Source organism: Aquirufa antheringensis (genome assembly GCF_023921165.1).
In the GTDB taxonomy this organism is placed as follows: domain Bacteria; phylum Bacteroidota; class Bacteroidia; order Cytophagales; family Spirosomataceae; genus Aquirufa; species Aquirufa antheringensis.
Map to the genome: position 1 here is coordinate 1,759,329 of NZ_CP049835.1, position 12,232 is coordinate 1,771,560.

9 protein-coding genes are annotated in these 12,232 nt (G+C 41.6%); 8 read left to right on the forward strand and 1 reads right to left on the reverse strand.

The annotated features are described in order from the left end of the window. Positions 1-762, reverse strand: a complete 762-nt coding sequence (locus G9X63_RS08005) for an alpha/beta fold hydrolase (protein WP_130896096.1) — start codon at positions 760-762, stop codon at positions 1-3. 90 nt (positions 763-852) lie between these two features. Between G9X63_RS08005 and G9X63_RS08010 the strand changes: the two genes are divergently transcribed. From G9X63_RS08010 to G9X63_RS08045, 8 genes are all read left to right on the forward strand, one after another. Next, a complete protein-coding gene (locus G9X63_RS08010; protein WP_130923625.1) occupies positions 853-2,016 on the forward strand; it encodes an NAD(P)/FAD-dependent oxidoreductase in 1,164 nt (387 codons plus the stop codon). A gap of 60 nt (positions 2,017-2,076) precedes the next feature. Then, positions 2,077-3,390 carry a vanadium-dependent haloperoxidase gene (locus tag G9X63_RS08015; protein ID WP_130923624.1) on the forward strand — a complete coding sequence of 438 codons (1,314 nt, stop codon included), beginning with the start codon at positions 2,077-2,079 and terminating at the stop codon, positions 3,388-3,390. Beyond that, the gene (locus G9X63_RS08020; protein WP_130896099.1) at positions 3,390-3,779 is read left to right on the forward strand and encodes a group III truncated hemoglobin; all 390 of its coding nucleotides are present in this window, start codon (positions 3,390-3,392) and stop codon (positions 3,777-3,779) included. Before G9X63_RS08015 ends, G9X63_RS08020 begins: the two co-directional genes overlap by 1 nt. 1 nt (position 3,780) lies before the next feature. After that, entirely contained in the window at positions 3,781-4,836 is a 1,056-nt protein-coding gene (locus tag G9X63_RS08025) for a GHMP family kinase ATP-binding protein (protein ID WP_252622347.1), read from the forward strand. Continuing rightward, positions 4,833-5,702, forward strand: a complete 870-nt coding sequence (locus tag G9X63_RS08030) for a sugar phosphate nucleotidyltransferase (protein WP_130923621.1) — start codon at positions 4,833-4,835, stop codon at positions 5,700-5,702. The genes G9X63_RS08025 and G9X63_RS08030 overlap by 4 nt, the downstream gene beginning before the upstream one ends. Positions 5,703-5,741: 39 nt before the next feature. Continuing rightward, a complete protein-coding gene (locus tag G9X63_RS08035) occupies positions 5,742-7,043 on the forward strand; it encodes a gluconate:H+ symporter (protein WP_130923620.1) in 1,302 nt (433 codons plus the stop codon). Between the two features lie 231 nt (positions 7,044-7,274). Further along, complete coding sequence (locus G9X63_RS08040) at positions 7,275-10,454, forward strand: SusC/RagA family TonB-linked outer membrane protein (protein ID WP_252622349.1); 3,180 nt, start codon at positions 7,275-7,277, stop codon at positions 10,452-10,454. Between the two features lie 40 nt (positions 10,455-10,494). Continuing rightward, on the forward strand, positions 10,495-12,126 hold the full coding sequence (locus tag G9X63_RS08045) for a RagB/SusD family nutrient uptake outer membrane protein (protein WP_252622351.1): 1,632 nt from the start codon (positions 10,495-10,497) through the stop codon (positions 12,124-12,126). The last annotated feature ends 106 nt before the right edge of the window (positions 12,127-12,232 follow it).

Genomic DNA, 12,232 nt, shown 5'->3' on the forward strand with positions numbered 1-12,232 from the left:
TTATACTGGGTTCTGGTTTAACCAATCGGTTAAAATTTCGTTGAATTCAGTGGGTCTTTCCATCATAGGTGCGTGGCAGCATTTGTCAATGAATCGAAGGGTAGAACCTTGAATTAATTGATTGAATTCATGTCCCACTTCTGGCGGAGTAATGGTGTCATTTAACCCCCAAATTAGGAGGGTAGGAGCTTTGATACGGACAATATCTTTAGCCATATTATTACGTTGCGCAGATTTTGCTATGGCGATAATGCGCATCACTTTAGGAATGCTATTCGTGATTTCAAACACCTCATCCACTAATTCTTTACTAGCCGTTTTAGGGTCATAAAAGGTATATTCTACGCGCTCTTTTATATATTCATAATTCCCGCGCTTCGGATAAGAGCCGCCCATCGAGTTTTCAAATAGGCCAGAGGAACCAGTTAAAATTAAGCGTTGGATCTTTTCAGGATGGCGTAAGGTGTAAATTAATGCCACGTGCCCGCCTAATGAGTTTCCAATCGCGCTGAACTTATCCAGCCCTTTAAATGCAACAAAGCCCTCGATAAATTCCGTCAATCCCTCACATCCAGCTTCTTTAATGGGCATTTCGTGGATGGGCATCAGTGGAATAATGACTCTGTAATTTGATTTGAAGTGATTAATCACTCCAGCCCAATTGCTTAATGCGCCAAACAATCCGTGAAGTAATAAAAGGGTCTCACCCTGTCCTTCGTCGATGTAACGGTACTCTCCTTCTGCCTTAATTAGGTACTCCATTCAGGAATTTTGTATTTATAAACTGCAATTTAATAAAAAGAATGTTAAACAATTTTAATTTTGCAGTGTTTTAAAAAATATAATTTATCTATGAAACCTATCTTGATTATTGGTGGTGGAATTGCCGGTTTGCAAGCCGCTACTATTTTACACCAAAACGGCAGAGACTTCATTTTGTTCGAAAAGCAGGCCAAGGTAGGTGGACGCGTTTCTTCCATAGAAAAAGATGGATTTATTTTAGACCGAGGGTTTCAGGTTTTGCAAACCTCTTATCCGGAAGTACAACGTTCCTTAGACTTGACGGCACTTCACCTGCATTTTTTTGAATCGGGCGCCTGGGTTAAAGATCAACTGTTTTTTAATCCCCTTCGCCGACCATTTGATTTGTTTTCATCCGATATGCTGACATTCAAAGATGTTTTTTCGTTGGCTAGAATTTGGTTTAGATTGCAAGGTGACGTGCCCGCTTTAGATGGAAATAAGCAGACAACGCAGGAACTTATTGCATCCTATTCTTTTTCTAATCGGTTCAAGAACGAATTCTTAATCCCGTTTTTTCAAGGCGTATTTTTGCAAGAGAGCTTGACTCAACCTGCTTCTTTGTTTTTCTATTATTTACATCAATTTCTCTATGGAAATGCAGCGATTCCTGCCAAAGGAATGCAGGCTATTCCAGATCAGATGGCTGCCAGTTTACCAGCTGATAAACTTCAGTTAAATCAAGAAATTGTCGCTTTAAATGCCACAAGTATTACATTGAAATCAGGTGAAAACATAGCAGGTGACGCCGTTATTTTAGCGGTGGATTTGCCAGTGGCTGCGAAGATTTTGGGTTTACCAACGCCGGAAACCTTAGCCTCTCGAACGTTTTATTTTTCAGCGAAAAAGGCCTCGAATGAACCTGCCTTATTGCGCTTAGTAGGGGAGCAACACTTGCTCCATTTTACGTGTTTGACGGATATAAATCCTGGTCTTGCCCCTAGTGGCAAGGCTTTGTATTCTGCGACAAGTCTTAGCAATAGTTCCGAAAAAGAGGTGAAAGAGGCGTTGCAAAAGCAATTGCCGGGGCAAAAATTGACCCTTGTTGATAGCTTTGATATTCCTCATTCCCTGCAAAAAGTGGATGACTACGAAGCGATTAAAAGAGCGGCTAATGGCATCATTTTAGCCGGGGATTATTTGGAATTTCCATCGCTGCAAGGTGCGCTTTCATCAGGTAGGAAAGCGGCTGAAGAAATTTTGGCCAGATCCTGATTTACGTCAGCGAAATGTATGGACGTTTTTCGTACCTTTGTGAGGTTAATCAAACCCTACATGAAAAAAATTATCTTACTTTTCGCTGTATTGTTCGTAGCAGCCTGTTCTAGCTCGAACAAAGACTATCAAAAAGCGGCTTCCAATCCTGAATTTTTAATTCGCGCGGAAGTGATGTTGACGGAAAGTATCATTCACGATATTTTCGCTCCCCCTGTATCATCCCGTATTTACATGTATGCGAGCATCGCAGGATACGAGGCGGCCATTCATGGAGAGAAAGGATATAAGTCGTTGGTAGGCCAACTCAATGGTTTCGAACAGGTGGCACAGCCTGAAAAGGGGAAAGAATATTGTTACCCGCTTGCCTCTACTCGCGCATTTTTGTCTGTAGGCAAGAAATTGACCTTCGCACAAGAATTGTATGAGGAGTTTGATAAAAAAATGGAAGAAGATTACCAGGCAACGGGGATTCCTGATGACGTTTATGAGCGTTCGATTGCACTTGGTGACTCGATTGCAGAGTCTGTGATGAAGTATGCGGCGAAAGATAATTACAAGCAAACGCGAGGATTCCGTTTTACAGTGACAAATGACCCGGGTACCTGGACTCCGACTCCTCCAGCTTACATGGATGCGGTTGAGCCTTTTTGGACAAAGATTCGTCCCGTTGGTTTAGACTCATCTGCGCAATTTCAGGCCCCAGTTCCGTCTACATTTGATTTGACTCCAGGTTCTGCCTATTACAAAGAAGTAATGGAGGTATACACTACCGTGAATAATTTAACGAATGAGCAGCGGGATATAGCTAATTTTTGGGATTGTAATCCTTTCAAAATGAATATCACAGGTCATGCCATGTTTGCTACGAAGAAGATGTCTCCGGGTGGTCACTGGTTAGGTATTGTGGGCCAAGTTTCTCGTCAAACAAAAAAATCCCACGTACAAGTGGCAGAGGCGTTTGCAATGACTTCAATGGCTATTTTTGATGGTTTTATTTCCTGCTGGGATGAGAAATACCGTTCGGTGAGAATTCGTCCTGAGACGGTGATTAATAATAGCATTGATAAAAAATGGATACCGATTTTGCAGACACCTCCGTTCCCTGAATATACATCAGGACATAGTACTATTTCAAGTGCGGCTGCTACGGTATTGACCGAATTATATGGTGACAAAATTGCCTTTAATGATTCTACGGAGATTCCTTATGGCTTGCCACCTCGTAAGTTTACTTCTTTTAAGCAGGCGGCAGATGAGGCATCCATAAGTCGTTTATACGGCGGGATTCACTTCCGTCCGGCCTTAGATTTAGGCGTGGTTCAAGGAGCCAAAGTGGCGCAGCATTTGATGGCCAAAGTGAAGACAAAGTAATGAAAAACGACATCACCTCGAAAGCCGATATCAAAACATTTGTGGATGCATTTTATGCAAAAATGCCCTCAGATGATTTAGTGGGAAAGGTTTTTATGGAAGTGATGCACGTAGATTTTTCGACGCATCTCCCTAAAATGTATGATTTTTGGGAGATGTTGTTGTTTCAAGGGACATCCTACAAAGGGGCTCCGATGAGACCCCATTTGCAGATTAATCAGATTCACCCCATTACGCCAGCTCACTTCGAGCGTTGGTTAGCGATGTTCAGAGAAACGCTTCGCGATTTGTTTGAAGGGCCTAAGACGGAAGAGGCGATTACTAAGGCTGAAAACATCGCGGCCACCTGGGCTTATAAATTGGATTATTTAACGAAACACCCTGCTTAAGATGATCGTATCAACCCCGGGTCGTATTTGTCTTTTTGGCGAACACCAAGATTATTTGGGCTTGCCTGTGATTGCAGCGGCGATTTCGAAGCGTATTCAGATTGAAGGTGATTTCAGGTTAGATAATGTGGTACATTTTTCCTTACCAGATGTAGGAGCGGAAGAATCATTCGAGCTAAGCTTTCCCTTAGTCTACACGAAAGAGCGTGATTATTTCAAAAGTGTGTTAAACGTATTGCACCGGAAGGGACATCGCTTAGCCAAAGGTTTGGATTTAACGGTAAGCGGAAATATTCCTATCAATTCCGGGACGTCCAGTTCGTCCGCTTTGCTGGTATCGTGGGTGAATTTCTTGAACGAAATATACGGTTTAGGCTATACCCAAAAGCAGGTAGGTGAGATTACTTACGAAGCAGAAGTACTTGAGTTTTCTGAGCCAGGCGGGATGATGGACCAGTACTCGACAGCAGTGGGGAATGTGATTTATTTAGCCTCTGTGCCGGAGATTCACATTGAAACATACGCTAGAGAGCTAGGAACTTTTGTTTTAGGAGATTCAGAAGAGCCTAAAGATACCTTGGGTATTTTGAGTCACGTGAAGTTTGGGATGTTGGGTGGAATGCAGAAAATCCAGGCGAAATTCCCGGAATTTGATTTAGCGACAGAAAATGATCCCGCGAAATACCGCGACTTGTTAACTGATGATGAATGGGTGCTTTTGCAAGCAAATATCAGTGATCGTGATTTGTTATTAGAGGCAAAGGCGATGTTTGAGGGGAAAAACCCCTGGTCAGATGAAAAATTAGGTTCCTTATTAACGGAACATCAAGTAAATTTGCGAGAACACAAGCGGATTTCTACGCCCAAGATTGACCGAATGATCCAGGCAGCTTTGGAGGCGGGAGCTTTGGGAGGAAAAATAAACGGATCAGGCGGCGGTGGATGTATGTTTGCTTACGCGCCCAAGAATCCTGAAAAAGTGGTCGAGGCGATAGAAGCAGTGGGAGGGAAGGCTTACATTATAACGGTAGATAAAGGAACAACGAAAATAAGATGAAAAAGAGATTATTGATTTTGGCGGGCGGTATGGCTTCTCGCATGAAGAAAGCCTTAGCAGAAGAGAACAGTGATTTAGATCCGAAATTAGTGGCACAGGCGAATGCAGTGACCAAAGGGATGATCCAAGTGGGAAAGAATGGCAAGACCTTGATTGATTACCAATTGTACAACGCACATTTAGCGGGTATCGAAGAAGTGATGTTATTATTACATCCGACGGATAGCGTTTCGCAAGAATATTGTGAGTCCTTAATGGCTAAAGACGCGACTTGGGGAATGAAAATCGTCTTCGCTCGCCAGCAAATTGCGGCGGATCGCGAGAAACCAGCGGGTACTGCAGATGCGGTGTACCAAGCTTTATCACAACACGCAGATTGGCAAACAGGTCGCGTAATCGTGTGTAACTCGGATAACTTGTATTCGGTGAATGCGTTGAAGACACTTTGGGCATCTGAGGTTCCTCAAGCCTTGATTTCGTATCACCGCGATAGTTTATTGTATCCAGAGGAGCGTATTTCTGCTTTTGCCTTGATTCGCACGGATGCAGAAGGGTATTTATTAGAAATTATCGAAAAGCCGACGAAAGAGCAAGCGGAAGAATTAATGGCGAAGCAAGGTCGATTAGGCGTGAGCATGAATGTGTTTGTGTTTGAGGCGAGCACTTTCTTACCTTATTTGGCTAAAACTCCATTCCATCCAGTGCGTAATGAAAAAGAATTGCCTACGTCTGTTGTGATGTTTGGAGAAGGGGAAGGTAAAGGATTCTTCGCGATTCCATTAGCAGAGAATGTGCCGGATTTAACTTCTAAAGAAGATATCTTAGTGATGCAGAAATATTTAGAGGAAACCTATGGTGATTTCTAAAGCTTAATGCTAAATTGTGAGTGATAACCTATTCACTCTATGACTTTATTGATTGTAATTGCTAGTCTTGGCCTTTTAGTACTGTTAATCACGTACTGGAAGGTCAATTCGTTTATATCCTTTTTGCTCGTCAGTATTTTCGCGGGCGTTTGTTTCGGCTTACCGCTTCCTGATATTGCCAAATCCATCCAAAAAGGGCTTGGAGATACGCTTGGGTCTTTAGTTGTTATTCTTGTGCTAGGAGCGATGCTGGGGAAATTGGTGGCGGCATCTGGTGCTGCGAAACAGATTTCGGGGACTTTAATTGACTTGTTTGGGTTAAAAAACATTACCTGGGGCTTGATGCTGACGGGCTTCGTGATCGGAATTCCCTTGTTTTATAATGTGGGATTTGTCTTGATGATTCCCTTGATTTTTTCTTTAGTGCAGCAATACAAGATTCCCCCGCTAATGGCTGGGGTACCTATGATGGCCTCTTTGTCTGTGGCGCATGGATTTTTACCGCCCCATCCATCTCCAGCGGCCTTAGTGGCGCAGTTTCACGCGAATATGGGAGAAACCTTAATCCTGGGAATTATGGTAGCGATTCCGGCGATTATTTTAGCAGGTCCTATTTTTGCCAAAACCTTAGCCCATCTCCCCGTCAAACCCTTAAAATCTTTCGCAGCAGCCGAAGTAGAGGAAACGAATCTGCCGAGTAAAACGGCCAGCTTTATTGCTGCTCTTTTTCCTGTGTTTTTATTAGTAGGAACGACGATTGCCGAAGTGCAAATGCCGGATTCTTCCGTGGTGAAATTTATAGCCGATCCAGCGATGGTGATGTTGGTGGCTATTTTAGTGGCTACTTATGTGTTAGGAATTCGCAGAGGGAAGAAAATTGAAGAAGTGATGAACGTGTATGGCGAGGCTGTGAAAGAGGTGGCGATGATTTTATTGATTATTGCAGGTGCTGGAACCTTGAAAGAGATTTTGTTAATTTCGGGGGTAAGCCAGGAAATTGCTTCGTATTTAGGTGGTTTGCCTATTCATCCTTTGGTTTTAGGCTGGATGATGGCAGCCATCATTCGCGTTTGCCTGGGGTCTGCCACGATTGCAGGCTTGACGGCAGCAGGGATGATCTATCCTTTAGTGGCTGCGGGTGGTGTAAATGCGAATTTAATGGTGCTAAGTATCGGTGCAGGTAGTCTGATGTTTTCCCATGTGAATGATACGGGTTTTTGGCTATTTAAAGAATATTTCAATTTAACGGTAAAAGAAACATTGAGATCTTGGTCCTTGATGGAGACGATTGTTTCCTTAACAGGTTTGGCCGGAGTGATGCTGTTGGATCAATTCTTGTAAATGTGCTATTTTATCAAAAAAATACAAAATTCCTTATTGTGTGCGTTTTTGCATTTTTCCAAATATTATATGCTCAATAAGCTGTTTTGCAATACAATTAACTGATTATTCTCAGTTAATCTCGTATTTATTCGTCAATCTTTTACTTTTTTATTGTTTGTTTATTAACATTTTGTTAATTTACCAGCGATAGATTTATCAACAAATTTTTTCAACCCTAACTAAATGTTCATGAAAAAAAACTTACTCATGACTTTGCTGTTTACCTTACTATCGGTTGCGAGCTTGTTTGCTCAAGATAGAAAAGTAACAGGAAAGGTGACCTCAGCCGAGGACGGTTCTGGTCTTCCAGGTGTTACTGTTCAAATTAAAGGAACAGGCAAAGGAACACAGTCAGACGCAAACGGAAACTATGCTGTCTCAGTTCCAAGTTCAGCCACATTAGTATTCTCTTTTGTAGGCCTGAATCCACAGTCTGTTTCTGTGGGAAATCAATCCGTGATTGATGTTAAATTGTCTACAGACTCTCGCCAGCTTTCTGAGGTGGTTGTTACGGGTACAGGTACGGCAATCGACAAACGCTCTACTGCGATTGATGTTCAAGCGATCACAGCGAAAAATTTACCTTCTGTGCCGTCTGCTTCAGTAGACCAAGCGTTAATTGGTAAAATTGCGGGTGCTCAAATTTCTGCTGCGAATGGTATGCCAGGTCAACCGGTAAATATCGTTTTACGTGGTATTAATACGATTAACCGGGGTACTTCACCGATGATCTTATTAGATGGAGTTGAATTAGGTTCTACTGATCTTAATTCAATCGATTTAAATATCATTGAGCGTGTGGAGGTAATTCAAGGTGCAGCTGCTGCAACAATCTATGGTGCGCAAGGAGCAAATGGAGTTATTCAATTATTCTCTAAGAAAGGTAAAGCGGGTAAAATCTCGATTGATATCAACTCTTCGGTGATTAATTCTACTCCTTTAAATGTGGGTAATTTGAGAAAAGCAGATAAGCATGGTTTCAAAACGAACGCAAATAATGAGGTAATTGGTGGTTCAGGAAATCCTTTGGCTTTAGATCCAATCTATGGAGCATATGGTGAAAACGTCATCTTAGCAAGTACGGATCCTACGACTAATATTAATAAGGCGTATGACAAGAACTTAAAATACTACGATCACTTTAAGATGTTCTTTACTCCTACAACGAACTACAACAATTCTGTGGCTATCTCAGGAGGATCGGACAAAAGTGATTTTAGCTTAGCTTTATCTAATTCAGATAACGCAGGTCCGTTTAAAAATGTGGGTGGTTTAAATCGTACGAACTTAACAGCGAACTTAGGTTTTGAATTAGTGAAAGGTTTGAAATTACGTTCGATTACGCAATTAGTTCACACGAAGAACACGATTAATGATGGAACGGGTCGTTCAATCATTTTCTCTGTATTTAACTCACGTCCATTTGTGGATTATGACTTTAAAGACGCTGACGGTAATTACCCAGGGTATTTTGGTGATGCGGTAGGTGTAAACGGTTATAACCCGAATGCAGTGAACTACTATACTACGACAGATACAAAGCGAATTGATATTAACCAAAGTTTGAACTTAAACTATGAGGTGAATAAATTCCTTTCATTAGATGCGAAGTATGGTGTTAACTACCAAACAGACAAGACAAAATATACTTATTTAAACCAAACGGGAAATAAGAATATTATGGACCAACAGTATTGGTACTATAACTACAATGGTAATGATGCAACGGGTGAGATCAATAATTACGAATACACTAGTGCATTCCAAAACTTATTGGCATCTGCCTTTATTACGACGGATTTACAAAAAGACTTTGGTGTAAATATTCCATTAAGAACTTCTACGCAATTATCGTTTGATTACCGTAACAGAGAGACTACATCATACATTTCTTATGGTATCGGTTTACCTAACTATACTCCTTACAACACTTCACAAGCGGCTTCTACGTATGTAGCTCGTGATTACCGTGAGCCGTTCATTACGTATGGTTATTTAGTGAATCAGCGTTTTGACTATGGTACTTATGGGGGTATCTCAGGTGGTTTCCGTACGGATTACTCTTCTGCCTTCGGTGCAGCTTCTACGCCACAAACGTTCCCTCGTGGAGATGCTTACTTACGTGTATCTGAATTAGGAATTTTCAAAAATTCAGCGATCAGCACAACGTTAGAAGATTTTAAATTACGTGCAGCGTATGGTGAGGCAGGTATTCAACCGCGTCCATTTGATCGTTATATCACCCTAAATACAGGTGTTATTGGTGCAGGTAACGCATTCTTCTTCCCGTTAACGCAATCAAATCCAAACTTGAACGTGGAGATTTCTAAGGAATTAGAGATTGGTACGGATATCGGATTAAACTTAGGAAAGAATTCAGCTTGGTTGAATAACTTAAACTTATCTGCTACGTACTGGAAGCGTTCTACTGATAATGCGATCTTTAACGTAGATGCTATTCCTTCATCAGGTGTAGGTACGGTAAAGGATAATGCCTTCTCTCTTGCTTCTAATGGTATCCAAGCAAGTTTAAATGCGCAGATCTATAAAGATGCGGATTGGACTTGGAACTTTACGGTAAACTTTGGAAAGCAATCTTCAGAAATCACAGCGGTTCGTGGTGGTGCTGAAGTAGTATTAACTTCTGCTGCTGGTTCTACTGGTTATATTTTGAAGGCTGGTGAGAAAATCGGTCAATTGTACGGTTACTATGGTATCCATAGCTTAGATGCTAAATTACCAGATGGTACAGTCGCTATTCCAGAAGCTAACCGTGGTTTATATACGGTTGCAAGTAATGGTTGGGTAGTGAACAAGGCGACTAAAGCTCCTTTCTTCTCAGCTAAGCGTTATGCTCTAGGGGATCCTAATCCAGATTTCAATGCTTCTTTCATCACGGATTTAGCTTATAAAGGAATTATCACCTTTAATATGCAAGTGGATTTAGTTCAAGGAGCAGGTATTTACAACCAAACTAAAGGTTGGATGTACCGTGATGGTATTCACTCGGATTACGCACAGCCTATCACGATCGATGGTCAAACAGGTGCTTGGTCTGCATTCTACCGCGGTGTGTATGCTGCTAGCTCATTTAATGGAACGAAAAATTACTTCTACGAAGATGGTTCTTTTGCTCGTTTGAGAAACGTATCTATCGGTGTTGATTTAGTGAGAGCGTTAGGAATTAAAGGATTCAGAAAGTTACAATTAGTGGCGTCTGGACGTAACCTTTACACGTTAACGAACTATTCAGGTATGGATCCTGAAATCGCTTCAGGTGGTAATAACTCTGCTTGGGATCGTGGTATCGATCACAACACCATGCCTAACTTACGCTCTTACCAGGTACAGTTAAACATTGGTTTCTAATACAGAATTGAGAAAAAGGTATCATTTAAATTTGAAAAAAATGAAAAATATAAAAATAACCGCGCTTTCCTTTCTGCTTTTAGCTGGATCGGTTATGTCGTGTAAGGATCAATTGGATATCCAAAATCCTAATCAGCCTACGCCTGCGACGGCTGCTTCTGAGGCTGGAATTATCGCGCTTGCGCAAGGATCAGTGTATAAAAATGGTTTCACATCGTCTGGTTATAAGTACTATGATGGTGTTGTAGGCGCGTTTTATAATGGCGTATTAGGTATTCATGATTTAATGGGTGATGTAGTAGGCGCTGAGGCTGCTAATGCTTACATGAATAATCTTTCTGCACCAGACATGGTGACTTTAGATAATGGCACGCAAGTGGCTAATCCGAATAGTCCATCTACGCAGAAGGCCTTAATTCGTGCGGTGAATACTAATTCACAACAAGGAGGTAATCCTACTTTCTTAGAGTGGGCTTTAATGTATCAATTAAACAATGCGTGTAATACGATCTTAGATGCGGTAGATAAAACTACTTTTTCAGGAGACGCAGCGGCTAAGAAAAATGCGATCAAAGCGTGGGCTTATACTTGGAAAGGTTTAGCTTATTCTCGCATTGGTTCGATTTATTATGCTGGTTTAATTGTCAATACTCCTTCAGCTACTAATAATGCGTATGTAACAAAAGAGGCTATGATTGCGGAGGCAACAGCTAATTTTGATAAAGCGGCGACTGCTGTCAATGCATCTGGTTCTTCAGCTGATTTTGCAGAGATCATCACGAACTTGATTCCTGATTTCTTCCAAACAGAGAAAGGCGCTGTACCTACAGCTGCACAATGGATTAAGAACTTGAATACGATGAAAGCGCGTAATATTCTAGTAAATAATTCGACGGCTACGATGACCGCTGCTCAGTGGGATGCCATCTTGTCTTTAGCGAATGCTGGGGTAGGAGCATCTGATCCAGTTTTCGCTGGTAACACGAACGCGAATGGGGATGTGTTCTCTTCCTCTAACTACAATGTAGCGGCGCGTGCGGTAGGTTCTAACGCTTCTGGTAATACGTATAAAATTTCGGAGCGTTTGATTCAAGAATTTAATGCAGGCGACCAGCGTTTAGCGCAGAACTTTAAGTTATTCCCTGTTTGGGTAGGTAACTCTGACCGTGGTAACGCGTTCAATACGCGTTATGCCATTAAAGATGGTGGTAATGGTTTAGCAGGTGTTTACACCTATGTAAACCGTACAGCGGGTAGTGCTGAAATTTTCTTGTTAGGTTCTTATGAAGAAAACGAGTTAATGAAAGCAGAAGCGAAGTTGTGGAAAGGTGATGTAGCAGGTGCAGCGGCAAGTATTGATGCTGTTCGTGCTTACCAAGGTGCAGGTTTAGCGCCTATTACATCTACAAATGCAGCGGTAGTAAAAGAAGAATTACGTAAAGAGCGTCGTGTGGCGTTAGCTTTCCGTGGTTTATCATTCTACGATGCACGTCGTTGGGGCGTGTTAGAAGGCGGTCGCACAGGTGCGGTAGTTATCTCTAAAGATGGTTCTTCTATCTCAACTAACGCAACGATTAAGTATGGTTATTTAGATTATTGGGATGTTCCAGATAATGAGTTAGCTAATAATCCAGCTGGCGCAGGTTCTGCAACTACTAAAAATCCTAAATAAGGATAGATTAATTTATTTTGAAAGAGGCACTATCACAAGATGGTGCCTCTTTTTTTTGCTTAAATTGTTTGCATTTATATTGGAAAACTCCTAATTTGCCAAACTT

What these genes read in the sequence shown, in the direction of transcription:
- G9X63_RS08005 (WP_130896096.1), bottom strand. Translation starts at nt 762, where the DNA reads ATGGAGTACCTAATTAAGGCAGAAGGAGAGTACCGTTACATCGACGAA.
- G9X63_RS08010 (WP_130923625.1), top strand. Translation starts at nt 853, where the DNA reads ATGAAACCTATCTTGATTATTGGTGGTGGAATTGCCGGTTTGCAAGCC.
- G9X63_RS08015 (WP_130923624.1), top strand. Translation starts at nt 2,077, where the DNA reads ATGAAAAAAATTATCTTACTTTTCGCTGTATTGTTCGTAGCAGCCTGT.
- G9X63_RS08020 (WP_130896099.1), top strand. Translation starts at nt 3,390, where the DNA reads ATGAAAAACGACATCACCTCGAAAGCCGATATCAAAACATTTGTGGAT.
- G9X63_RS08025 (WP_252622347.1), top strand. Translation starts at nt 3,781, where the DNA reads ATGATCGTATCAACCCCGGGTCGTATTTGTCTTTTTGGCGAACACCAA.
- G9X63_RS08030 (WP_130923621.1), top strand. Translation starts at nt 4,833, where the DNA reads ATGAAAAAGAGATTATTGATTTTGGCGGGCGGTATGGCTTCTCGCATG.
- G9X63_RS08035 (WP_130923620.1), top strand. Translation starts at nt 5,742, where the DNA reads ATGACTTTATTGATTGTAATTGCTAGTCTTGGCCTTTTAGTACTGTTA.
- G9X63_RS08040 (WP_252622349.1), top strand. Translation starts at nt 7,275, where the DNA reads ATGAAAAAAAACTTACTCATGACTTTGCTGTTTACCTTACTATCGGTT.
- G9X63_RS08045 (WP_252622351.1), top strand. Translation starts at nt 10,495, where the DNA reads ATGAAAAATATAAAAATAACCGCGCTTTCCTTTCTGCTTTTAGCTGGA.